23 protein-coding genes are annotated in these 21292 nt (G+C 71.9%); 14 read left to right on the plus strand and 9 right to left on the minus strand.

All coding sequences use genetic code 11. The features are described from left to right. The first annotated feature begins 2 nt into the window (after positions 1 to 2). Positions 3 to 1205 carry an acetyl-CoA C-acetyltransferase gene (locus ACFVT2_RS10730; RefSeq protein WP_390014870.1) on the plus strand — a complete coding sequence of 401 codons (1203 nt, stop codon included), beginning with the start codon at positions 3 to 5 and terminating at the stop codon, positions 1203 to 1205. 114 nt (positions 1206 to 1319) lie between these two features. Beyond that, positions 1320 to 2279, plus strand: a complete 960-nt coding sequence (gene meaB / locus ACFVT2_RS10735; protein ID WP_390014872.1) for a methylmalonyl Co-A mutase-associated GTPase MeaB — start codon at positions 1320 to 1322, stop codon at positions 2277 to 2279. A 31-nt stretch (positions 2280 to 2310) separates the two neighbouring features. Here the strand turns inward: meaB and ACFVT2_RS10740 are convergent, their stop codons facing one another. The 4 genes from ACFVT2_RS10740 to ACFVT2_RS10755 form a co-directional block, all read right to left on the minus strand. Continuing rightward, the gene (locus ACFVT2_RS10740; RefSeq protein ID WP_390014875.1) at positions 2311 to 2787 is read right to left on the minus strand and encodes a MarR family winged helix-turn-helix transcriptional regulator; all 477 of its coding nucleotides are present in this window, start codon (positions 2785 to 2787) and stop codon (positions 2311 to 2313) included. Between the two features lie 122 nt (positions 2788 to 2909). Then, positions 2910 to 3683 (minus strand): AIM24 family protein, encoded by a 774-nt coding sequence (locus ACFVT2_RS10745; protein ID WP_390014877.1) that lies wholly within the window; start codon positions 3681 to 3683, stop codon positions 2910 to 2912. After that, positions 3680 to 4363: an AIM24 family protein gene (locus tag ACFVT2_RS10750; RefSeq protein WP_390014879.1), complete on the minus strand. Its 684-nt coding sequence runs from the start codon at positions 4361 to 4363 to the stop codon at positions 3680 to 3682. Before ACFVT2_RS10750 ends, ACFVT2_RS10745 begins: the two co-directional genes overlap by 4 nt. Then, positions 4363 to 5001 (minus strand): AIM24 family protein, encoded by a 639-nt coding sequence (locus ACFVT2_RS10755; RefSeq protein ID WP_390014882.1) that lies wholly within the window; start codon positions 4999 to 5001, stop codon positions 4363 to 4365. The genes ACFVT2_RS10750 and ACFVT2_RS10755 overlap by 1 nt, the downstream gene beginning before the upstream one ends. Before the next feature lie 261 nt (positions 5002 to 5262). On the opposite strand from ACFVT2_RS10755, the gene ACFVT2_RS10760 reads away from it, so the two are divergent. Together ACFVT2_RS10760 and ACFVT2_RS10765 are read left to right on the plus strand one after the other, a co-directional pair. Beyond that, positions 5263 to 5613: a DUF3817 domain-containing protein gene (locus tag ACFVT2_RS10760; protein ID WP_016570481.1), complete on the plus strand. Its 351-nt coding sequence runs from the start codon at positions 5263 to 5265 to the stop codon at positions 5611 to 5613. After that, a complete protein-coding gene (locus ACFVT2_RS10765) occupies positions 5610 to 5918 on the plus strand; it encodes an MTH1187 family thiamine-binding protein (RefSeq protein ID WP_390014886.1) in 309 nt (102 codons plus the stop codon). The genes ACFVT2_RS10760 and ACFVT2_RS10765 overlap by 4 nt, the downstream gene beginning before the upstream one ends. A 32-nt stretch (positions 5919 to 5950) precedes the next feature. Here ACFVT2_RS10765 and ACFVT2_RS10770 read toward each other — a convergent pair whose 3' ends face one another. Next, positions 5951 to 6940: a DUF5937 family protein gene (locus tag ACFVT2_RS10770; RefSeq protein WP_390014888.1), complete on the minus strand. Its 990-nt coding sequence runs from the start codon at positions 6938 to 6940 to the stop codon at positions 5951 to 5953. Positions 6941 to 7018: 78 nt separating this feature from the next. Here ACFVT2_RS10770 and ACFVT2_RS10775 point away from each other — a divergent pair, with 78 nt between their 5' ends. Next, complete coding sequence (locus ACFVT2_RS10775; protein ID WP_390014891.1) at positions 7019 to 8365, plus strand: MFS transporter; 1347 nt, start codon at positions 7019 to 7021, stop codon at positions 8363 to 8365. 43 nt (positions 8366 to 8408) lie between these two features. After that, on the plus strand, positions 8409 to 8918 hold the full coding sequence (locus ACFVT2_RS10780; protein ID WP_390014894.1) for a MarR family winged helix-turn-helix transcriptional regulator: 510 nt from the start codon (positions 8409 to 8411) through the stop codon (positions 8916 to 8918). Here the strand turns inward: ACFVT2_RS10780 and ACFVT2_RS10785 are convergent. Further along, a complete protein-coding gene (locus ACFVT2_RS10785; RefSeq protein WP_390014897.1) occupies positions 8905 to 9051 on the minus strand; it encodes a hypothetical protein in 147 nt (48 codons plus the stop codon). The genes ACFVT2_RS10780 and ACFVT2_RS10785 overlap by 14 nt on opposite strands. Between ACFVT2_RS10785 and ACFVT2_RS10790 the strand changes: the two genes are divergently transcribed. Continuing rightward, complete coding sequence (locus tag ACFVT2_RS10790; protein ID WP_390014900.1) at positions 9050 to 9382, plus strand: DUF3817 domain-containing protein; 333 nt, start codon at positions 9050 to 9052, stop codon at positions 9380 to 9382. The two genes, ACFVT2_RS10785 and ACFVT2_RS10790, sit on opposite strands and share 2 nt — an antisense overlap. A gap of 366 nt (positions 9383 to 9748) precedes the next feature. After that, positions 9749 to 11449, plus strand: a complete 1701-nt coding sequence (locus ACFVT2_RS10795) for a methylmalonyl-CoA mutase (RefSeq protein ID WP_390014903.1) — start codon at positions 9749 to 9751, stop codon at positions 11447 to 11449. Between the two features lie 26 nt (positions 11450 to 11475). On the opposite strand, the gene ACFVT2_RS10800 is transcribed toward ACFVT2_RS10795, so the two are convergent. Beyond that, the gene (locus tag ACFVT2_RS10800; RefSeq protein ID WP_390014906.1) at positions 11476 to 12897 is read right to left on the minus strand and encodes a sensor histidine kinase; all 1422 of its coding nucleotides are present in this window, start codon (positions 12895 to 12897) and stop codon (positions 11476 to 11478) included. Between the two features lie 103 nt (positions 12898 to 13000). After that, positions 13001 to 13744: a response regulator transcription factor gene (locus ACFVT2_RS10805; RefSeq protein WP_390014909.1), complete on the minus strand. Its 744-nt coding sequence runs from the start codon at positions 13742 to 13744 to the stop codon at positions 13001 to 13003. Between the two features lie 62 nt (positions 13745 to 13806). On the opposite strand from ACFVT2_RS10805, the gene ACFVT2_RS10810 reads away from it, so the two are divergent. Together ACFVT2_RS10810 and ACFVT2_RS10815 are read left to right on the plus strand one after the other, a co-directional pair. After that, positions 13807 to 14967 (plus strand): glycosyltransferase, encoded by a 1161-nt coding sequence (locus ACFVT2_RS10810; RefSeq protein ID WP_390014911.1) that lies wholly within the window; start codon positions 13807 to 13809, stop codon positions 14965 to 14967. Continuing rightward, positions 14964 to 15977, plus strand: coding sequence for a GDP-mannose 4,6-dehydratase (locus tag ACFVT2_RS10815; protein WP_390014913.1), 1014 nt, complete (start codon positions 14964 to 14966; stop codon positions 15975 to 15977). The genes ACFVT2_RS10810 and ACFVT2_RS10815 overlap by 4 nt, the downstream gene beginning before the upstream one ends. Before the next feature lie 18 nt (positions 15978 to 15995). Here the strand turns inward: ACFVT2_RS10815 and ACFVT2_RS10820 are convergent, their stop codons facing one another. Further along, entirely contained in the window at positions 15996 to 16631 is a 636-nt protein-coding gene (locus tag ACFVT2_RS10820; RefSeq protein WP_390014916.1) for a TetR/AcrR family transcriptional regulator, read from the minus strand. 318 nt (positions 16632 to 16949) lie between these two features. Between ACFVT2_RS10820 and ACFVT2_RS10825 the strand changes: the two genes are divergently transcribed. The 4 genes from ACFVT2_RS10825 to ACFVT2_RS10840 all read left to right on the plus strand — a co-directional run bounded on the left by ACFVT2_RS10825 (position 16950) and on the right by ACFVT2_RS10840 (position 21286). Beyond that, on the plus strand, positions 16950 to 17918 hold the full coding sequence (locus ACFVT2_RS10825) for a tetratricopeptide repeat protein (RefSeq protein WP_390014919.1): 969 nt from the start codon (positions 16950 to 16952) through the stop codon (positions 17916 to 17918). A gap of 696 nt (positions 17919 to 18614) precedes the next feature. Further along, positions 18615 to 19232, plus strand: a complete 618-nt coding sequence (locus ACFVT2_RS10830) for a DUF6230 family protein (RefSeq protein ID WP_390014922.1) — start codon at positions 18615 to 18617, stop codon at positions 19230 to 19232. A 232-nt stretch (positions 19233 to 19464) separates the two neighbouring features. Beyond that, positions 19465 to 20025, plus strand: coding sequence for a DUF6114 domain-containing protein (locus ACFVT2_RS10835; protein ID WP_390014925.1), 561 nt, complete (start codon positions 19465 to 19467; stop codon positions 20023 to 20025). Positions 20026 to 20095: 70 nt separating this feature from the next. Next, a complete protein-coding gene (locus tag ACFVT2_RS10840) occupies positions 20096 to 21286 on the plus strand; it encodes a hypothetical protein (RefSeq protein WP_390014977.1) in 1191 nt (396 codons plus the stop codon). Positions 21287 to 21292: the final 6 nt, after the last annotated feature.

A 21292-nucleotide genomic window follows, 5' to 3' on the forward strand; every position in this document is an offset into this window, starting at 1 on the left:
GTATGTCTGCAACGAACGGCACCACCTCCGTCATCGTCGCCGGAGCGCGCACCCCCATGGGTCGCCTCCTCGGCTCGCTGCGCAGCTTCACCGGCGCCGACCTGGGCGGAGTGGCCATCAAAGCGGCGCTGGACCGCGCGGGTATCGGCGGCGACCAGGTGCAGTACGTGATCATGGGCCAGGTGCTGCAGGCCGGGGCAGGGCAGATCCCGGCACGCCAGGCCGCGGTCAAGGCCGGCATCCCGATGAACGTCCCCGCGCTCACCGTCAACAAGGTCTGCCTCTCCGGCCTGGACGCCATCGCGCTGGCCGACCAGCTCATCCGCGCCGGCGAGTTCGACGTCATCGTGGCCGGCGGCCAGGAGTCCATGACCAACGCCCCGCACCTGCTGTCGAAGTCCCGCGAGGGCTTCAAGTACGGCGCGGTGGAGATGCTCGACGCGATGGCCCACGACGGTCTCACCGACGCCTTCGAGAACATCGCGATGGGCGAGTCGACCGAGAAGCACAACACCCGTCTGGGCCTCCGCCGGGCCGAACAGGACGAGGTCGCCGCGCGCTCCCACCAGCGGGCCGCCGCCGCCCAGAAGAACGGCCTGTTCGAGGCCGAGATCACCCCGGTGGAGATCCCGCAGCGCAAGGGCGAGCCGGTGATCTTCAGCAAGGACGAGGGCATCCGCGGCGAGACCACCACGGAGACCCTCGGCAAGCTCCGTCCGGCCTTCGCCAAGGACGGCACCATCACCGCCGGCAGCTCCTCCCAGATCTCCGACGGCGCCGCCGCCGTGGTCGTCATGAGCAAGGCCAAGGCCCAGGAACTGGGCCTGGAGTGGATCGCCGAGATCGGCGCGCACGGCAACGTCGCCGGCCCCGACAACTCCCTCCAGTCGCAGCCGTCCAACGCCATCAACCACGCCCTCGCCAAGGACGGCCTCACCGTCGACGATCTCGACCTGATCGAGATCAACGAGGCGTTCGCGGCGGTCGCCGTGCAGTCAATGAAGGACCTCGGCGTTTCCCCGGAAAAGGTGAATGTCAACGGTGGCGCCATCGCGCTGGGCCATCCGATCGGCATGTCCGGCGCCCGTATCGTGCTGCACCTCGCGCTGGAGCTGCGGCGGCGCGGTGGCGGGACCGGCGCGGCCGCGCTGTGCGGCGGCGGCGGTCAGGGCGATGCGCTGATCATCCGCGTACCGGGCAAGTAAGGGGCCCGCGCGCCACCGGGCGCGTGCCGGTACCGCGTACCGAACGGGTACCGGCGCGCGGCGCGGGAGCAGCGCGTACCAGCCAGTGAGTCGAGGTCGAAGGAGCCGAGCGCGATGGTGGACGTCCCCCAACTGGTGGAACAGGCCCGGCAGGGCCGCCCGAGGGCGGTGGCCCGGCTGATCTCCCTCGTCGAGGGAGCGGCGCCGGAACTGCGCGAGGTGATGGCGACGCTGGCGCCGCTCACCGGCGGCGCGTACGTGGTCGGGCTCACCGGGTCGCCCGGCGTCGGCAAGTCCACCACGACGTCCGCGCTGGTCACCGCGTACCGCAAGGCCGGCAAACGGGTCGGCGTGCTCGCCGTCGACCCGTCCTCGCCGTTCTCCGGCGGCGCGCTGCTCGGCGACCGGGTCCGGATGAGCGAGCACGCCTCCGACCCCGGCGTCTACATCCGCTCGATGGCCACCCGCGGCCACCTGGGCGGCCTTGCCTGGGCCGCCCCGCAGGCGATCCGGGTGCTGGACGCCGCCGGCTGTGACGTGATCCTCGTCGAGACCGTCGGTGTCGGCCAGTCCGAGGTCGAGATCGCCTCCCAGGCCGACACCAGCGTGGTGCTGCTGGCCCCCGGCATGGGCGACGGCATCCAGGCCGCCAAGGCCGGGATCCTGGAGATCGGCGACGTCTACGTCGTCAACAAGGCCGACCGGGACGGCGCCGACGCCACCGCCCGCGAGCTGAACCACATGCTGGGCCTGGGGGAGGCCCGGGCACCCGGCGACTGGCGCCCACCGATCGTCAAGACCGTTGCGGCGCGCGGCGAGGGCATCGACGAGGTCGTCGAGGCACTGGAGAAGCACCGGGCCTGGATGGAGGAGCGCGGCGTACTGGCGCGGCGCCGGCTGGCCCGGGCGGCCCGCGAGGTCGAGACCATCGCCGTCACGGCCCTGCGCTCGCGGATCGGCGACCTGTCCGGCGACCGTCACCTGGATGCCCTGGCCGAGCGCATCGTCGCCGGCGAGACGGACCCCTACCGCGCCGCGGACGAACTGGTGGAGGGGCTGACGAACGGGGGGTAGGCGCCGAACGAGGACGCCGAACGGGGGCGCGTCAGGGGTTGCCGCGGTGTTGCCGCAGGTGTTCTGCGACCGGGGCGAGGGAGGTGTGGAGGGAGTCCAGGGACTCGGAGGTGAAGAGGTCGATGAAGTGTCGGCGGACCGAGGCGACGTGGTGCGGGGCGACCCGGCGCATCGTGTCCCAGCCCTCTTCGGTGAGGACGGCGTAGAGGCCACGACGGTCCGACTCGCAGCTTTCGCGGCGGACCAGGCCCGCGTTCTCCATGCGGGTGATCTGGTGCGAGAGGCGGCTCTTGGACTGCAGCGTGCTGGCGGCCAGGTCGCTCATCCGTAGCCGGTGGTCCTCGGCCTCGGAGAGGTTGACCAGGATCTCGTAGTCGTTGTTGGTCAGGCCGAACGGCTGGAGATCGCGCTCCAGTTGGTGCATCAGCAGTCTGCTGACGTCCAGATGGGTGCGCCAGGCACGCTGCTCCTGGTTGGTCAGCCAGGGAGTGTCACTGTCGGTCGTCATGGATGAATTCTACCCGTGAAAGTTGAATAATGAATTAGTCATGGCGTGTGACATCTGCGGTGGTCGGCCGCCCCGAACCGCAGTTGATCAGACGTTCGAGGTCACCGTCCGCAGACTACCGTTCACAGCCCGAAGCGGCGCTGGAGCCCCCCTAGGCCGCCGGGCAGCTGCGGCACTTGTGAGCCACTTTCCGGCGTCGGGACGCCGCCGTCCGGGACGCCCTCCTCCGCCGGCAGCGCGCCCGTCGGCCGCTCCGGCATCAGCTGCTCCGAGGACTGCAACAGGACCGTGCCGGCGCCGGTGAACTCGAACTGGTGCTCCTCGCCGGAGACCCCGCCGATACCGGTGTGGGCGCGCAGGCCGCCCAGGAATCCCCGCAGGTACCGGTGGTCGTAGTGGTGGCAGGGGGAGGGGCAGTCGGCCCAGCCGACGAGGGCCTGCGGGTCCACCCGGATCGGGGGTTCGACGAAGACCACGGGGCCGTTGGAGGCGGCCACGAACTTGCCCGTGCCGATGAGGGTGAGGAAGCCCGGGATGATCGATTGCTTCAGGGAGAGAGATGGCTGAAAGGCGAGCACGTTGCCGGAGCGAATGGTGAGGTTGCCCTCATCCAGGTCATAGGAATTGATGTCGAAGGACCGGTCCGCCAGCAGCATCTTTCCGCGGCCCTCGGCGACCACCCAGTCCGCGGCGTGCAGTGGCGAATGGAAACTGCCGGCGATGAGGCCGTCGAGGCGGCCGTGCCCGATGCCGTGGAAGTCGATCTGCCCGTAGTAGGCGATCATCTTCCCCTTCTGGAGGAACCACTGGCCGTCGAGGTCGACGCTGAAGGCGTAGGGATTGACGTTGTCGTCGACGGGGAGGGTGTGGACGTCGTGGACTACGGGACCGGTCACAGCTTCTCCTCCGACGCCTGTACGTAGACGGTGCCCTGGCCGGACAGCTCCAGCTGGAACGCCTCCCCCGAGCCGCGGCCGATCATCTCGCGCCAGCCGATGGCGGCGGAGAGGCGGTTGCGGACGTCGCCGCGGTGGGCGACGTAGGCCTGCGGGTCGACGTGGACCGGGCGCTGTGGGGTGATCGGCAGCTCGATGACGCCGCCGTGGGCCATCACCGCGGCCGAGCCATGGCCTTGGAGGGTGGTGGTGAACAGGCCCTGGCCGGTGACCTGGCCGCGGACCATGCCCATCACCCCGCCCTGCGAGCCCATGAACATCGTGCCCTGGGTGAGCGAGCCGTCGAAGGCCAGTAGGCGGTCGGCCTCCACGTAGAGCGTGTCGCCGGTCAGATCGACGACCTGGACGTGATGGCCGCCGTGACCGAACATGACCGTGGCGGTGGGGGCACCTCCCCGGCCCTTGTGGCCTTGGGGGACCTCCACGGTCATCAGGGGCGTCGCCTCGCCGGCGATCCGGCGGCCGATCATGGAGCCGAGGCCGCCCTGACCGCCCTGGATGTTCGGGGTGAAGGTGACCTCGCCGCGGTAGGCGAGCATCGCGCCGCGCTGGCTGAACATCCGCTGCCCGGGGGCGATGGTGGCTTCCACCATGCGGGAGTTGAGGGCGGTGAACGGCATCAGACCTCACCGCCCACGGTGTTGCGCTCGCTGGGCTGCACGTAGACCAGTCCCTCGCCCTCGAAACGGATCTGGAACGCCTCGCCGGAGCCCTCGCCGATCAACGTGCGGAAGTTCACTCCGGACTGGAAGTGCTGCTTCAACCGGCCGGTGTGCGCGATGTACGCGCCCGGGTCGACGTGGAGGGGGTACTGCTGGGTGACCCGCAGCACCACGGCCGGGCCGTCGGAGGTGAGCGCGGCCTGCCCGTGACCCTCGACGGTGGTGGTGAACAGGCCGTTGCCCTGCGAGGCGCCGCGCAGCCCGGTGAACGTCGTGCCGGTGTGCAGCGCCGCCTCGGTGCACAGCAGGTTGCTGGACTCCACGAACAGCTTCTCGCCCTGCAACCGCACCAAGTTGATCTCGCTGGCGCGGTCGGCGAAGTAGCAGGTGCCCCGCCCCTTCACCTCCATCACGGTCATCTGCTCACCCGTCAGTCGCCGGGTGACCATGCCGCGCAGTCCCTCGCCGCCGCCGGTCATCTTCTTGAAGGACATCTCGCCGTCGTACGCGACCATCGCACCGTTTTTCGCCTTTACGGCGTCGCCCGCGAGGTCGACGGCGAGCACTTTGCTTCCCTGAAGCCGAAACTGAGCCACGCGTCAGACCGTAGTCGGCGGCGGCCGGCCGGGGCAGGGCTTTTGTCCCGGAGCCGTCCCTGACCTTTCCCTGATCCCGCCCCGATCCCGCCCCGAGCCCATCCCGATCACCCGCCCCCACCGCCCGCTCGATCGCCCGGTCCGGGCCCGCCGGCGGCCCCCGGCGCGGTGATCGCCGGGGCGGCTGTAACAATGGGGCGAATGCTTGTGAACTCTTGCACAAGCATTGTGACGCTCCCCCTCCGCCCGAACGAGGTTCCCGTGGACATCAAGACCGCCGCTGCCCTGCACCGACTGCGCCTGGCATCCATCCCGGAGGCGCTCTCCTTCCCGGCGCTGCTGATATTCGGCACGGGTTTCCGGATCTTCCTGGGCTACGACAAGCTCGTCATGCCGCTCGGCCTGCTGCACGGCATCCTGTTCACCATCTTCGTGGTGCTGCTGCTGGACGCCTGGAACCGCACCAAGTGGCCCTTCAAGCGCGTCGCGTTCTTCTTCCTCCTCGCGGTCCTGCCGTTCGGCGGCCTGTACGCGGACAAGGTGCTCAAGCGCGAGGAGGCGGCCGGTGTGATCGCCGCCCGCGCCCGCCGGGAAGGCACGGTGAACGCATGATCGTCGCCTTCTCCGTGAGCCCGCTGGGCGTCGGCGAGGACGTCGGCGAGTACGTCGCCGACGCCGTCCGGGTCGTCCGCGAGTCCGGCCTGCCCAACCGCACCGACGCCATGTTCACCTCCATCGAGGGCGAATGGGACGAGGTCATGGACGTCGTCAAGCGCGCGGTGGCCGCCGTAGAGGCACGCGCCGGGCGGGTCTCGCTGGTCCTGAAGGCCGACATCCGGCCGGGCGTCACCGACGGCCTCACCTCGAAGGTGGCGACCGTCGAGCGCCATCTGGCCCGGGGCGAGCAGGCTTCCTGACCGGTCCGGCCGGCGGCCGGCCGCCGCAGCCGTCAGCCGCCGGCCTGTAGGGCGATGCCCAGCGGCGTCCGCTCGTAGAGCACTTGGTGTCCGTGCCGGCGCGAGGTCAGCAGTCCGGCTTCGCGCAGCACGGACAGGTGCACCGAGACCGACGAGGCGGCCAACCCGAGTCGGTGGGCCAGCGCCGAGGTCGTCGCCGGCGCGTCCAGGGCCGTCAGTACCGCGGCCCGGTTGGCGCCCAGCAGCCGCGCCAGCGCCGGGCCGCCCACCGGCTCCTGCCACAGCCCGCCGATGCCGCGCGCCGGATAGATCACCGTCGGCTGCCACGGCGGATCGAAGCCGCTGATCACGTCCGGCCAGACGAACACGCTCGGCAGCAGCAGCACTCCCCGCCCGTCGAGGTCCTGGAGCTGCGCGAAGTCCGTACGGGTGCGGACGGTCAGCGTGCCGTCGTCCGACCAGGACAGCCGCGGATGCAGATCGGTGAACAGGCGGCGCAGTCCACCGTCGGCCAACTGGTGCGACCGGTAGGCGATTTCCGCCTCCAGCAGCGCCCGCAGTCGGGGCCAGTCGGGCGCCAGCAGGGCCTCCCAGGCCCGTTCGGTGACGTCCGCCAGTTCCTGCACCGCCCGCGCCGGGTCCGCCAGCGCCGCCCGGCCGCGCGGCGACTGTGCCGCCCCGGGCGTACAGGCCAGCGACTTGGCCATCTCGGCCCGGGCCAGCGCCGGATCGGTGGCCCGCAGACACGCCAGTTCCGCCGCGAAGTCCGCCAGGGGCACGTCCGGCGGCCGGCCCAGGAAATCGGGGGTGTAGCCGGGCCGCGAGGACGGCATGAACAGCCACAGCGGCGACAGGTCCAGCTCCGCCATCCGCTCCCGCATCCGCCGCAGCCACGGCAGGTGGTAGCCGTGCCGGTCGGTGCGCCGCAGGGTTCGCAGCGCCTCGTGGGTCTCGCACAGCGGCGAGATCGCGAACCGGATCCGCAGGAGATCGTCCGCCCCGAAATGCAGCCCCAGCGGCACCGTCGGGCCTCCCCTCCCCAGGATTCGGCTGGCGCCGAAACACTACGGCTCGCCGGGCGTGCCCGGCAGCCTGACGCCATGCCGACGCCTTCCGGGCCCGCACAGCCGGGCCCCGCTCCTGCCTGCCCCGCCGCCTTCGGACCGGACGGACCGGACGGACCGGACGGCCGTGACAACGCCGCCGGGCCGTCCGGTGCCGGCTACCGCGCCGTCTTCGCCGTCCCCGAATTCCGCTTCGTCTTCGCCGCCCACCTGCTCTCCTCCCTGGGCGTGGTGGTCTGCGAGCTCGCGCTCTCCGTCCTGGTCTACCGGCTGACCGACTCGCCGCTGCTCAGCGCGCTGACGTTCGCGCTCGGCCTGCTGCCGTACGTCATCGGCGGCACCCTGTTGTCGGCCGTCGCCGACCGCTACCCGGCCCGCCGGGTCCTGGTGCTGTGCGACGCGGTGTGCGCGGGCGCGGCCGCGGCGATGGTGCTGCCCGGAACGCCGGTGGCGGTCCTGCTGGGGTTGCGCTGCCTGATCGCGGCGGTCGCGCCGGTCTTCGCCGGCACCCGGGCCGGGACACTCGGCGAGATCCTCGGCGAGGGCGAGTTGTTCGTCCTGGGGCGCTCGCTGGTCCGGATCGTCAACCAGGGGGCGCAGTTGGCCGGGTTCGCCGCCGGGGGGCTGCTGCTGGCCGCCGTCCCGCCGGGCGCGGTGCTCGGCATCACCGCCGGGACGTTCCTCGCCTCGGCGCTGCTGCTGCGGCTGGGGACCGTGGCCCGTCCGGCGCGGGGGCGGGCGGTCGGCGCGCTGCTGGGCGCCTCGTTGGCCGGCGCCCGGCGGCTGCTGGCCGACCGGCGGATCCGGGCGTTGCTGCTGCTCAGCTGGGTCCCGCCGGCGGTCGTGGTCGTCCCCGAGGCGCTGCTCGTCCCGTACGGGGGGCTGCTGGGGGTCGGGTCGGCCGGGCAGGGGCTGCTGATGTGCGGGATGCCGGTCGGGGCGGTGGTCGCCGAAACCCTGGTGGGGACGTTCCTCGGGGCGCGGGTCCGGACGCGACTGACGTTCCCCCTGGGGGTGTTCACGGTGCTGCCCTCCCTGGGGTTCGCCGCCCGGCCGTCGTGGGGGTGGGCCCTGGTGTTGCTGGTTCTGACCGGCACCGGCATCGCGTACAACTTCGGGGTGGACCGGTGGTTCGTCGTCGCGGTCCCCGAGGAGCTGTTGGGGCAGGCGATGACGGTGATGCAGGCGGGCCGGATGACGATCATGGGGTTGGCGATGGGGCTGGCCGGAGTGGCCGCCGAGTACGCGCCGCTGCCGGTGGTGATGCCGGCCGCGGGGGTGGTGGGCACGGTCGCCGTCCTGGTGGTGATCGCCGAGGTCCGGCGCTCGGGGGCGCGGGGAGCGGACGGCGGGCGCGGACCACTTCATGAGACCGAAAGTTGAGACAGGGCTGACCAGCATATGACCGCCGGGTAGGGTCGGAAGCGTGCCGAAGCCGCTCAGCCTTGCCTTTGACCCGATCGCACGCGCCGACGAACTCTGGGAGCAGCGATGGGGCTCCGTGCCCTCCATGGCCGCGATCACCTCGATCATGCGGGCCCAGCAGATCCTGCTGTCCGAGGTGGACGCGGTGGTCAAACCGTACGGGCTGACCTTCGCGCGCTATGAGGCGCTGGTGCTGCTGACCTTCTCCAAGGCGGGCGAACTGCCGATGTCGAAGATCGGCGAGCGCCTGATGGTGCACCCCACCTCGGTGACCAACACCGTCGACCGGCTGGTGAAGTCGGGGCTGGTCGCCAAGCGGCCCAACCCGAACGACGGCCGGGGCACCCTGGCGTCCATCACGGAGAAGGGGCGCGAGGTGTGCGACGCGGCCACCCGCGACCTGATGGCGATGGACTTCGGGCTCGGGGCGTACGACGCCGAGGAGTGCGCGGAGATCTTCGCGCTGCTGCGCCCGCTGCGGGTGGCGGCGGCGGACTTCAAGGACGACTGAGCGTGTCCATGACGCCGAGTTGACCGCGTTCCCGCAGGTCCGCGTGGTGGTCCACGGGGGTCTTCCGGTGGCGCGCCGCGGAACGGGGGGTGGCGAAGATCGCCCCGGAAGGGGCGGTTACGCTCGGGGGCATGAAGCGAAGCGTCCTGACCCGATACCGGGCGATGGCCTACATCACCGCTGTGATGCTGCTCGTGCTCTGCGCCTGCATGGTTTTCAAGTACGGCTTCGGGATCGGGAAGGACCTGACGCTCGTCGTCGCCCAGGTCCACGGTGTCCTCTACATCATCTATCTGGTCTTCGCCTTCGACCTGGGCTCCAAGGCGCGCTGGCCGTTCGGCAAGCTGCTGTGGGTGCTGATCTCCGGGACGATCCCGACCGCCGCGTTCTTCGTGGAGCGCAAGGTGGTCCGCGAGGTCGAGCCGCTGCTGGCGGACGCCACGCCGGAGCCGGTCAAGGTCTGACGGCAGCCCGGCGACCAGCCCGGCCCCGCGCCCGGCGGCTGCGCGCCCCGGCGACCAGGTCCGGCCACGGCCTGCCACGGTGCCCGCTGCGGTGCCGTTCCTCACCCCACGCGCCTCTCCCGTTGCGGGAGGGGCGCGTTTGTGCGGGGTGCCGCGGGTGCCGTCCGCGGCTGTGCTTGCGGCGCGGCGGCGCCGGGGGTTTCGCCGAGCGGGTGTTTGTCGGTCGGGGGTTTCGCCGCGTGGGCGTCGGGCAGCCCCCCGGTGGGGAAAGCGCGACCCTTAGGGGAAGCCCCCACCGCGAATCAGGGACGTTTCCCCTCCGACTCCCATCGACAGATAGTTGGACGTCCTAGTAAATTTGAAGGTATGGACGCTGACGCGATCGAAGAGGGCCGCCGCCGCTGGCAGGCCCGGTACGACTCCGCCCGAAAGCGCGAGGCCGACTTCAGCACGCTCTCGGGCGACCCCGTCGAGCCGGTGTACGGGCCGCGCCCCGGCGATGCCGTCGAGGGCTTCGAGCGGATCGGATGGCCGGGGGAGTACCCCTTCACGCGCGGCCTGTACCCCACCGGCTACCGCGGCCGGACCTGGACGATCCGCCAGTTCGCCGGCTTCGGCAACGCCGAGCAGACCAACGAGCGCTACAAGATGATCCTCAAGGCCGGCGGCGGCGGCCTGTCGGTGGCGTTCGACATGCCGACGCTGATGGGGCGCGACTCCGACGACCCGCGCTCGCTCGGCGAGGTCGGGCACTGCGGTGTCGCCATCGATTCGGCGGCCGACATGGAGGTCCTGTTCAAGGACATCCCGCTGGGCGACGTCACGACGTCCATGACGATCAGCGGGCCCGCCGTACCGGTCTTCTGCATGTACCTGGTCGCCGCCGAGCGGCAGGGCGTCGACCCCGGGGTGCTCAACGGCACCCTCCAGACCGACATCTTCAAGGAGTACATCGCGCAGAAGGAGTGGCTCTTCCAGCCCGAGCCGCACCTGCGGCTGATCGGCGACCTGATGGAGCACTGCGCGCACGGCATCCCCGCCTACAAGCCGCTGTCGGTCTCCGGCTACCACATCCGGGAGGCGGGCGCGACGGCCGCCCAGGAGCTGGCGTACACGCTCGCCGACGGCTTCGGCTACGTCGAGCTGGGGCTCTCCCGCGGGCTGGACGTCGACACCTTCGCGCCCGGCCTGTCGTTCTTCTTCGACGCCCATCTGGACTTCTTCGAGGAGATCGCCAAGTTCCGCGCCGCGCGTCGGATCTGGGCCCGCTGGATGCGCGACGTCTACGGTGCCCGCAGTGAGAAGGCGCAGTGGCTGCGGTTCCACACCCAGACCGCCGGCGTCTCGCTCACCGCCCAGCAGCCGTACAACAACGTCGTCCGCACCGCGGTGGAGGCGCTGGCGGCGGTGCTCGGCGGCACCAACTCGCTGCACACCAACGCCCTGGACGAGACCCTGGCGCTGCCCAGTGAGCAGGCGGCGGAGATCGCGCTCCGCACGCAGCAGGTGTTGATGGAGGAGACCGGGGTCGCCAACGTCGCGGACCCGCTGGGCGGTTCGTGGTTCATCGAGGCGCTGACCGACCGCATCGAGGCGGACGCCGAGAAGATCTTCACGCAGATAACGGAGCGCGGGGCGCGCGCCGTGCCGGACGGGCAGCACCCGGTCGGCCCGATCACCTCCGGCATCCTGCGGGGGATCGAGGACGGCTGGTTCACCGGCGAGATCGCCGAGTCCGCGTTCCGCTACCAGCAGGCGCTGGAGAAGGGCGACAAGAAGGTCGTCGGCGTCAACTGCCACGACGGTTCGGTCACCGGCGACCTGGAGATCCTCCGGGTCAGCCACGAGGTCGAGCGGGAGCAGGTGCGGGTCCTCGCGGAGCGCAAGGCGGCCCGCGACGACGCCCGGGTGGAGGCCGCGCTGAAGGACATGCTGACCGCGGCCCGGAGCGACCGGAACATGATCGAGCCGATGCTGGCCGCCGTCCGCGCGGAGGCGACCCTCGGCGAGATCTGCGGCGTGCTCCGCGACGAATGGGGGACGTACACCGAGCCGGCCGGCTTCTGACGCGGCCCGTCGCCTGCGGCCGGCCGTCACTCCGCCCCCTCGGGACGCCGCGGGGTGACGGGCATCCGCAGTCGGAAGAGCGCGCCGCCGCCCGGGGCCCGTTCCGCGGTGAGTTCGGCGCCGTGGGCGCGGGCGATCTGCCGGGCCATCGCCAGGCCGAGGCCCGAGCCGGGGAGGGCGCGGGCGGCCTGGGCGCGGTAGAAGCGGTCGAAGACGTGCGGCAGGTCGTCGGGGGCGATGCCGGGGCCGTGGTCGCGGACGGTGAGGTGCAACGCGCCCGCCACGGTGTCGAGTTCGGTCTCGACGGGGCCGCCGGGCGGGGAGAACTTCGCGGCGTTGTCCAGGAGGTTGGACAGCAGCCGGGTCAGCCGGGCGGGGACGCCGGGGAGCGTGACGCCCGCCGCCTCGGGGGCGATCCGGGCGGTGAAGGCGACCTCCGGCCAGTGCTCGCGGGCCGCGGCCACCGCGTGCTCCAGGAGCGCGGCCGGGCGGACCTGTTCGAGCAGCGGCCGGGGTTCCTCGTCGCGGGCGAGCTCGATGAGGTCGTTGACGAGGGTGGTGACCTCGCGGAGCTGACGGGCCAGCGCCCCCGCCGCCCGGTCGCGTTGACCCTCCGTCAGGCGATCCGCGCGGGCGAGGAGTTCGGCGTTGGTGCGGAGTGCGGTGAGCGGGGTGCGCAGTTCGTGGGAGGCGTCGGCGACCAGGCGGCGCTGGGCGGTGACGGACTGCTCCAGTTCACCGAGCATGGTGTTGAAGCTGGCGGCGAGCCGGGTGATCTCGTCCTCGTGGGCCGCGGGCCCGGCCGGGAGGTCGATGCGGTGCCGGGGGTCGCGGGTGGTGGCGATCCGTTCCGCGGTGGCGGTCAGCCGGGCGACCGGGGCCAGGCCCGTACGGGAGACCCAGTAGCCGAGGCCGGCGGCCAGCAGGACGCCCGTGCCGCCGACCGCGGTCAGCGCCCAGGCGGCCTGGCGCACCCCGCGTTCGACGGTGTCGGAGCGCAGGGCGACCTGGAGTGCCTCGTCCTTGCCGTGCAGGCGGGAGGTGTACATCCGCACCGGGTACCCGGCGACGGTGAGGTTGGTGTAGTAGGGCGCGTGGCGGCCGGTGGCCACCTCGCGGGTGGCCGGGGAGACCGGCAGGGCGGTGCTGCCGCGGGCGTCCCGGGCCGGGTCGGCGGGGATGAGCTGGACGCAGGGGACGGCCTGGTAGCGGCAGGAGGTGTCGCCCGGGGTCGGGCCCCAGTTCCGCATGCGCTGGGCGAGTTGGGTGGCGGTCTGCGCCAGGTTGAGGTCGAGCTGACGGGTCATCTGCACCCGCAGGATGAGGAACGCGGCCGCGCAGACGCCCACCGCGACCAGTGCCACCGCGGCGGACGCGGCCAGCGCCAGCCGGGTGCGCAGGGGGCGGCGGCGGACCCAGCGGCCGCCCAGGCGGCGCCGGCCGGTCATGCCGCGCACCCGCTTCGCCCGCCCGCGCCCGCGCCCGCACCGGGCCGGCAGTTGCGCACGAGGCGCCCGCCGTCCCCGTTGCGCGCGTTGCGTGCGGTCCCGCTCATGTGCCCTCCGGCCGGTCCAGGCGGTAGCCGACGCCGTGCACGGTGTGGACGAGCCGGGGCTCGCCGTCGGCCTCCAACTTGCGGCGCAGATAGCCGATGTAGACGGCCAGGGAGTTGGAGTCCGGGCCGAAGTCGCGGCCCCAGACCCGCTCCAGGATCGTCTCCCGCGGCAGCACCTGGCCGGGGTGCTGGAGCAGCAGTTCCAGCAGCGCGTACTCGGTGCGGCTGAACTCCAGCGGGCGCCCGCCGCGGTAGCCGCTGCGGGTGGCGGGATCGACGACCAGGTCGGCGAAGGCCAGCCGGGAATCGGCGGTGGCGGCGGCCGCGGCCCGCCGGAGCAGGGCCCGGACCCGGGCGATCAACTCGTCCAGGGCGAACGGCTTGACGAGGTAGTCGTCGGCGCCGGCGTCCAGGCCGTCGACCCGGTCGCTGACCGAGTCCAGGGCGGTCAGCACCAGGATCGGGGTGCGGTCGTCGAGGGCGCGCAGCCGGCGGCAGACCGCCAGGCCGTCCAGTACCGGCATCATCACGTCCAGGACCAGCGCGTCCGGCTGCCAGGTGGCGACCTCGGAGAGCGCGGCCAGGCCGTCGGCGGCGCCGCGGACCGCGTAGCCCTCGACGGCGAGCCCGTCCGAAACGGCGGCGCGGACCTCCGGTTCGTCGTCGACGACCAGGATCCGGGGGGCGGGGGCCGGCGGGGTGTTCCCGGGGGCGGGTGCGGGTGCGGGGCGTGCGGTCATGGCACCAGGCTCCCAAACGGCGTCTTAGAACGTTCTTAAGGCGGCGGACGAGCGTGGCGGCCATGCGCACACCACTCTCGGTCGTGATCGGTGCGGGCGGCACCGGCGGCCACATCTATCCCGGACTCGCCCTCGCCGACGCGCTGCGTCGGGCCGTACCGGACGCGGTGATCTCCTTCGTGGGGACCGACCGCGGACTGGAGACGCGGCTGATCCCGCAGGCCGGCTATCCGCTGCACACCGTCGACATGATCCCCTTCGACCCGGCGCTGGGCGCCCGGCGCTACCTGCTGCCGGCCGCGCTGCTGCGTTCGGGCGCCCAGTGCCGGGCGATCCTGCGGGCCCAGGGCGCCCAGGTCGCCGTCGGGATGGGCGGCTACCCCAGTGCCCCGGTGATCGTCGGGGCCCGGATGGCGGGGCTGCCGAGCCTGATCCACGAATCCAACGCGGTGCCCGGCCGGGCCAACAAGTTCGCCGCCCGGCTCACCCCGCACATCGCCCTGGCCTTCGACCGCAGCCGCGCCCACCTGGTGGGCGGCGAGCGGGCCGAGACGGTGGGGATGCCGCTGTCCGGGCCGCTGGCCGCGCTCGACCGGGCCGGTCTGCGGACGGTCGCCCGCCGGGCCCTGGGGATCCCGGAGGAGGCGCGGCTGCTGCTGGTCAACGGCGGCAGCCTGGGCGCCGCCCGGCTCACCGAGGCCACCGTCGGCCTCGCGGGCCGCTACCTGACGCGGACCGGTCTGAGGCTGCTGATCAAAACCGGGCCGGCGGCGCTGGACGCCACCCGGGCCGCCCTCGAAGCCAACGGCGGGGCCGCGGTCGCCACGGCGGTGCCGTACCTGGACCGGATGGACCTGGCCTACGCGGCGGCCGACCTGGTGCTGTGCCGGGCCGGTTCGGCGACCGTCGCCGAACTGGCCACGATCGGCATGCCGGCCGTCCTGGTCCCGTACCCGCACGCGCCCGGCGACCACCAGACGCACAACGCCCGGGTGCTCTCCGACGCCGGGGCGGGCCTGCTGCTGCCCGACGCGGAGGTCACCGCCGAGCGGCTGGACGCGCTGGTCACCCCGCTGCTGGCCGATCCGGCCCGGCTGGCCGCGATGGGCGCGGCGGCCGACCCCGGGACGCACGCCCGGGCCGCCGACCTGCTGGCCGCCCGGACCCTGGCGCTGGCCGGCCACCCCCACCACCTCGTCACCACCCAGAAGGAGTCAGCATGAGCACGAGCAGCACCGCGTCCCGGTCGTGGGCCGGACGGAAGGTCCTGGTCACCGGCGCCGAGGGGTTCATCGGCTCGACCCTGGTCGACCTGCTGGTCGAGGCGGGCGCCGAGGTGCGCGCCTTCGTCCACTACAAGCCGTACGCGGAGAAGGGGAACCTGGCCCGCTATCTGGCGCCGGGCAGTCCGGTCGAGATGCTCGCCGGTGATGTCCGGGACGCCGGCCGGGTGATGGACGCCGTCGCCGGCTGCGACACCGTCTTCCACCTGGCCGCGCTGATCGGCATCCCGTACAGCTACGACTCGCCGGGCGCCTACGTGCAGACCAATGTGGTGGGCACCGAGAACGTCGCGGAGGCGTGCCGCCGGCACGGCGTGCGGCGGATGGTGCACACCTCCACCAGCGAGGTGTACGGGACCGCGCTGACCGCGCCGATCGGCGAGGACCACCCGCTCCAGCCGCAGTCGCCGTACTCCGCCTCGAAGATCGGCGCGGACATGATGGCGCTGTCGCACTGGCACGCCTTCGAACTGCCGGTGACGGTGGTGCGGCCCTTCAACACCTACGGGCCCCGGCAGTCGGCCCGCGCGGTGATCCCGACGATCCTGGCCCAACTGCACGCCGGCGCCCGGCAGATCAAGCTCGGTTCGCTCACCCCGACCCGGGACTTCACCTACGTCACCGACACCGCGGCCGGGTTCCTGGCGCTGGCCGACTGCGACCGGGCGGTGGGCCAGGTCGTCAACCTCGGCAGCGGCCAGGAGATCGCCATCGGGGCGCTGGCCCAGGCACTGATCGCGGCCTCCGGACGGGACGCGGAGGTGGTGGTGGACGCCGAGCGGCTGCGGCCCTCCGGCAGCGAGGTGGAACGGCTGCTGTCGGACAACTCCCGGGCCCGCCAGTGGGCTTCGTGGGAGCCGCAGGTCACCCTCAAGGAGGGGCTGGCGCGGACCTCGGAATGGGTGGCGGAGCATGTGCACCTGTTCCGGGCGGAGCGCTACCAGGTCTGAACGGGCGCCCGGAACCGGCTACTCCAGGCCCGGCAGGCCCGCCAGCAACAGAGTGGTGAACTGCCGGGCCCAGCCGGCGTCCACCGGCTCCGCGCTCACCAGCAGCCGGTGCACCACGGCCCCGGCGATCACGTCGAAGATCAGTCCGACGGTGCACTCGGCGGCCCGTTCGCCCTCGGGTCCGCCGGCGTCCGGCGGCAGTTCGCCGCGTTCCTGCGCCCGCGAACGGCCCAGCAGCACCAGCCGCTTCTGCCGCTCGACGATCGCCGAGCGGATCCGCTCGCGCAGTGCGTCGTCGGTGGTGGACTCGGCGACCACCGCCATCAGCGCGGTCTTGGTCTCGGGCCGGGCCAGTAGCGCGCCGAACTGGAGCACCACCCCCTCGATGTCGGACTTCAGGCAGCCCCGGTCGGGGAGTTCCAACTCGTCGAAGAGGACCGCGACGGCGTCCACGACCAGTTCGCTCTTGTTGGCCCAGCGGCGGTAGAGGGTGGTCTTGGCGACCCCGGCGCGGGTGGCGACCTCGCCCATGGTGAGTCCGCCCCAGCCCACGTCGACCAGCGCGGCGCGGGTGGCGTCGAGGATCGCGCGATCGGTCTCGACGCTGCGGGGGCGGCCCGGGCGGCCCTTCGGGGGGTGGGCGGACTGCTGCATGCCGGCGACCATACCGGCCGGTAGGGGATCGGGCCCCGGTGCGGCGGCGTGATCCGTGAGGGAGATCACCCGGCGACCGGCGGGAAGTGGTTGCCGGGTGGGGGAGGCCCCGAGTTACGCTACGACCCGTAGCGAAAGAGCGATGACCACTGGCCGTGGGTGGGGACCCACGGCCGCGCACACAAGGCCCTTCGGGGCCGCTGACGGGCACCGGAACCTCGGGGGCGCACCGCATTCCAGCGGGGTGTACCGGCGGGGCGCGGGCCCGCTTTCCGGATCGCTTTCCGGAACCGGTCGCTCAGGGGGGAGGATGGACCCATGCAGCCACGCAACATGTCCATGAGTGGAGTCGTCGACCTCGCCGCGGTGAAGGCGGCCGGGGAAGCGAAGCAGAAGGCCGAGCAGGCACGCGCCGAGGCCGCCCGTACGGGCGTGGCGCCGGCCGGCGCCACCCGCCTGGTGTTCGACGTCGACGAGGCGGGGTTCCAGGAGGACATCCTCCAGCGTTCCGCCGAGGTCCCGGTCGTCATCGACTTCTGGGCCGAGTGGTGCGAGCCGTGCAAGCAGCTCGGGCCGCTGTTGGAGAACCTCGCGGCGGAGTACGCCGGCAAGTTCGTCCTCGCCAAGATCGACGTCGACAGCAACCAGATGCTGTTCCAGCAGTTCGGGGTGCAGGGCATCCCGGCGGTCTTCGCGGTGGTCGCGGGCCAGCCGATCCCGCTCTTCCAGGGGGCGGTCCCCGAGGCGCAGCTCCGCCAGGTGCTGGACCAGCTGGTGCAGGTCGCCGAGCAGCAGTTCGGCATCGTGGGCGCGCCGGTCGACCCGACGGCGGCCGAGCCGGCCGAGGCCGAGGCGTCGCAGCCGGTCGGTCCGTACGACGCGGCGCTGACCGCGGCGGCCGACGCGCTGGACGCCGGTGACCTCGGCGGCGCCATCCGTTCCTACCAGAACGTCCTCGCCGACGATCCGACCAACCCGGAGGCCAAGCTCGGGCTGGCCCAGGCCGAACTCCTCCAGCGGGTGCAGGACCTGGACCCGCAGGCGGTCCGGCAGGAGGCCGCGGACCGTCCGACCGACGTCCCGGCGCAGATCAGGGCCGCGGACCTGGACCTGGTGGGCGGTCACGTCGAGGACGCCTTCGGTCGGCTGGTCGACACCGTGCAGCGGACGGCCGGTGCGGACCGGGAGGCCGCGCGGCTGCGGCTGCTGGAGCTGTTCGAGGTGATCGGCACGGACGACCCGCGGGTGACGAAGGCGCGCACCGCGCTGGCCCGCGTCCTGTTCTGAGGCGAGTCTCCCTCCCGCCACCCGACCTCCACCCCCAGAAGTCGGCGCTACGCGCCGACTTTCCCTCACCTCCGGCGCTTTCCCGGCAGATATCCGTCCTGCCCGGATCTGCCCCGCGGCGACTCCCGCGAGCACGTCCGGCAAACGGAACGGCGGCCACGCTTTACCGAAACTTGGTAAAGGTGGCCGCTGTTACTTGGAGTAAGTCCAAGCGACCAACTTGCCGGCTTCTGTACCGAATTACCCCTTGTTCGGTCATCGTCAGTGACGACACTGCGTGCCCGGATGATCTCCGTGTGTCGCGGCGCAGTTACCCGCCCGTTACCCGCAAGTAATGAGGGCCTTGTGCGGCGGCCGGGAATGCACGACGATCGGCCACGCTCGGTCCATTCCCGCAGCCCGGCATCCGGTTGGCGCCGCGGGGTACTTGGGTCCCCACCGAGTGGGTCGGCGGCAGTGGCGCCGGCCCTGGACAGGGGGGTCTTTGCCGTTCGGCAGAGCCTGTCCGGTGAGGTTGCGCGAGAGCGTGGCCAGTGGTTGTCGCTCGGGGGTGATCGCCGGTATTCGGAAACACACTGTGCCTCCGAGACGGGCGCTCTCCTTCCCGAGGACGTAGCACTTCTCCCATCCCAGGTGCGGCTGCCGCCAACCGAGGCGGCGCGCACCGGAGATGTACGTCCGAGAAGGAGGAATGTCATGGAGTCCCTGACTCGTGGCGGGACCAGATGGAAGCGGTTCGCCGTCGTCATGGTGCCGAGCGTCGCGGCCACCGCCGCGATCGGTGTCGCCCTTTCGCAGGGTGCCCTTGCGGCGTCGTTCAGCGTGTCCGGCCAGCAGTTCAAGGTGAGCACGGACCGGCTGGACGCCGAGGGCTTTATCCAGTACGGCTCGGTTGACGCCCAGAAGGACGGCAAGAACGTCCCGGTGGCGGTCTCGGCGTTCACCAACGCCAAGATCCACAACCTGTGCCAGTCCGTCGTCGTGCCGGTCCCGGTCTTCGGCGACGTGTCGATGAAGCTCCAGGCCGGCGGTGGCAACACGCCGGTGGAGGCCAAGAACCTCTACATCGACCTCGATCAGCTGAACGCGGACGCGACCTTCAACAACATCAACATCGGTGTTGCCGCGGGGTCCTCGTCCAAGGGCCCCGGCATCAAGAAGGGCGACAAGGCCGACCCCGGCTCCTTCGCCCAGGAAGCCGACTCGGCCACGCTGACCCACGTCAAGCAGCGTGCCTGGGCCACCACGGCCGGCACCTTCAAGCTCAGTGGCCTCAAGATGAGCGTCACCAAGGGCAAGAGCGAGTGCTACTGACGCACTGAGCGTGCGGGTGCGGGGCTTGAGCTGCACGGCGTGAGCCGTTCCCGTACCCGTACGCCGGGTAGCGCTGGAAGTACCCACAGAACCACCGATTTGCCAGTCCCGAGGAGCCGGACGACATGAGCGAGCGGAGCATGGGGGACTTCCCGGCCGGAGGCTGGGGGAACGTCATCGACAGGTACGCGCGGCGCGGATGCGGGCCCGGCGACCGTAGGGAGGCTGGCGCATGAGCGCAGCACGACCACAGCTGAACGAGACCCTCGGCCGGAAGCGGCACGCGTTCCGGGAATGGCGGGGGCAACGCCCGTTCTGGGGTGGTCTGCTGACCCTCCTGTCCGGCGTCCCGATCATGTACATCCCCTACGCGAACCTCACCATCGGTTCCCTCACGGTCCGCATGGCGACCACGGCCGGTGCCGGTTCGCTGATCATCGGCGTCCTGCTGGTGGTGCTCGGCCTGACCATGTGGTTCCAGCCGGTCTCGCGGGTCTTCGCCGGTGTCGCGGCGATCCTGCTCGCGCTGGTCTCGCTGGTCGTCTCGAACTTCGGCGCCTTCCTGGTCGGCTTCCTGCTGGGGCTGATGGGTGGTGCGCTGGGCGTCTCCTGGGCGCCGGGCAAGCCCGCGCAGAGCGCGGACGAGCCCGGTGAGCCGGACCGCATCGTCGGACCGGTGATCGCCACCAACCCCGCTCCGGCGGTCGGTGGTCCCGGGTTGGGCAACGGACTGGACAACTTGTCAGGAACGAGCCCGACCAACGGAAGGAACGGGAGGCACCGTGCCGGGTGACGAGCTGCCGGAAGAGACCGCAGCCGCCGGGGCGAGAAACGGGCCGAGGCACGCAGCGCCCAGAAAGCCGCTGTTGACCCGCCTGCACGTGCCCGCGGGCAAGGCGATCGCCATCGCGGCGATGCCGTCCGCCGTCCTCATGGGCATGGGGCTGACGCCCCAGATGGCGATCGCCAAGCCGGCGCCGCCGGAGAGCCCCTTCAGGAACGGCCCCTGCGTCACCGTCCCGGACACGTCCGGCCAGGACGGCAAGGCCAAGGACAACAAGGACGCCAAGGCCAAGGACAGCAAGGACGCCGGCAAGGCCGCAGGCCAGGGCGCAGCCAAGGACGCCAAGCCGTCCGCGGATCCGTCCGCCTCGCCGTCGCCCTCGGCCGGCAAGGACGCGAGCACCGCCACGCCGTCCGCGGATCCGTCCGCCTCCGCGACCCCGTCGCCCTCCGCCTCGCCGGAGAAGAAGGACGACGGCGGACTGCTGGGCGGTATCGGCGATGCGCTCGGCGGCCTCTTCGGCGTACACAAGAAGTCCGAGGAGCCGACGGCCTCGCCGAGCCCCTCGCCGTCCGCGTCCGCCACCAAGACGCCGTCGCCGGACCCGTCGACCAAGGGCTCGTCCTCACAGGGCTCCGGGCCCGGCCTGGACGAGGTCACCAAGCCGGTCGGCGATGCGCTCAAGAACCCGTCGAAGGCGGTCAACGACACCGTGCACGGCGCCGTCGGCACGGTCGACAACGCCCTGCCCGGCGGCGGCCTGGACGGCAAGGACGCCAGCGGCAAGCCGGGGTACCCCTGCGTCGTCGAGAACAAGCAGGCGGGCAAGAACGAGCAGACACCCGCCACCCTGCCGGATCTCCCGTGGCACCTGGAGTCCACCGGGCTGACCCTGCGCGGCCTGAACTACGAGGGCGTCGTCAACGTCACGACGCAGAGCGGCCACACCAAGCAGGTCCTGAAGTTCACCGCGGACAGCATCGACATCGGCGACCTGCACCAGATCGTCGACGATGCGGCGACCGGCAAGCACTACCACGTGCGGTCGACCCCGGGCTCCACGTCCACCATCCGCGGCGGCAAGGTGACGCTGTACACCGAGCGGCTCCAGGGCAACCTCTTCGGGCTGATCCCGATCGTCTTCGACCCGGAGCACCCGCCGCCGATCAACGTCCCGTACGCCTACTTCAGCAAGGTGAAGCTGGACCAGGCGGGCCAGTTCGGCGGAAACCTCCACGTCCCGGGCATGAACGTGTCCATCGAGAACTGAGCCGGC

Origin of the sequence: Streptomyces sp. NPDC058000 (assembly GCF_042886435.1) — a bacterium.
Classification (GTDB): domain Bacteria; phylum Actinomycetota; class Actinomycetes; order Streptomycetales; family Streptomycetaceae; genus Streptomyces.

What these genes read in the sequence shown, in the direction of transcription:
- ACFVT2_RS10790 (WP_390014900.1), top strand. Translation starts at nt 9,050, where the DNA reads ATGAAGCGAAGCGTCCTGACCCGATACCGGGCGATGGCCTACATCACC.
- ACFVT2_RS10740 (WP_390014875.1), bottom strand. Translation starts at nt 2,787, where the DNA reads ATGACGACCGACAGTGACACTCCCTGGCTGACCAACCAGGAGCAGCGT.
- ACFVT2_RS10830 (WP_390014922.1), top strand. Translation starts at nt 18,615, where the DNA reads ATGGAGTCCCTGACTCGTGGCGGGACCAGATGGAAGCGGTTCGCCGTC.
- ACFVT2_RS10775 (WP_390014891.1), top strand. Translation starts at nt 7,019, where the DNA reads ATGCCGACGCCTTCCGGGCCCGCACAGCCGGGCCCCGCTCCTGCCTGC.
- ACFVT2_RS10785 (WP_390014897.1), bottom strand. Translation starts at nt 9,051, where the DNA reads ATGCCCCCGAGCGTAACCGCCCCTTCCGGGGCGATCTTCGCCACCCCC.
- ACFVT2_RS10810 (WP_390014911.1), top strand. Translation starts at nt 13,807, where the DNA reads ATGCGCACACCACTCTCGGTCGTGATCGGTGCGGGCGGCACCGGCGGC.
- ACFVT2_RS10820 (WP_390014916.1), bottom strand. Translation starts at nt 16,631, where the DNA reads ATGCAGCAGTCCGCCCACCCCCCGAAGGGCCGCCCGGGCCGCCCCCGC.
- meaB (WP_390014872.1), top strand. Translation starts at nt 1,320, where the DNA reads ATGGTGGACGTCCCCCAACTGGTGGAACAGGCCCGGCAGGGCCGCCCG.
- ACFVT2_RS10825 (WP_390014919.1), top strand. Translation starts at nt 16,950, where the DNA reads ATGCAGCCACGCAACATGTCCATGAGTGGAGTCGTCGACCTCGCCGCG.
- ACFVT2_RS10765 (WP_390014886.1), top strand. Translation starts at nt 5,610, where the DNA reads ATGATCGTCGCCTTCTCCGTGAGCCCGCTGGGCGTCGGCGAGGACGTC.
- ACFVT2_RS10815 (WP_390014913.1), top strand. Translation starts at nt 14,964, where the DNA reads ATGAGCACGAGCAGCACCGCGTCCCGGTCGTGGGCCGGACGGAAGGTC.
- ACFVT2_RS10730 (WP_390014870.1), top strand. Translation starts at nt 3, where the DNA reads ATGTCTGCAACGAACGGCACCACCTCCGTCATCGTCGCCGGAGCGCGC.
- ACFVT2_RS10835 (WP_390014925.1), top strand. Translation starts at nt 19,465, where the DNA reads ATGAGCGCAGCACGACCACAGCTGAACGAGACCCTCGGCCGGAAGCGG.
- ACFVT2_RS10750 (WP_390014879.1), bottom strand. Translation starts at nt 4,363, where the DNA reads ATGCCGTTCACCGCCCTCAACTCCCGCATGGTGGAAGCCACCATCGCC.
- ACFVT2_RS10800 (WP_390014906.1), bottom strand. Translation starts at nt 12,897, where the DNA reads ATGACCGGCCGGCGCCGCCTGGGCGGCCGCTGGGTCCGCCGCCGCCCC.
- ACFVT2_RS10795 (WP_390014903.1), top strand. Translation starts at nt 9,749, where the DNA reads ATGGACGCTGACGCGATCGAAGAGGGCCGCCGCCGCTGGCAGGCCCGG.
- ACFVT2_RS10805 (WP_390014909.1), bottom strand. Translation starts at nt 13,744, where the DNA reads ATGACCGCACGCCCCGCACCCGCACCCGCCCCCGGGAACACCCCGCCG.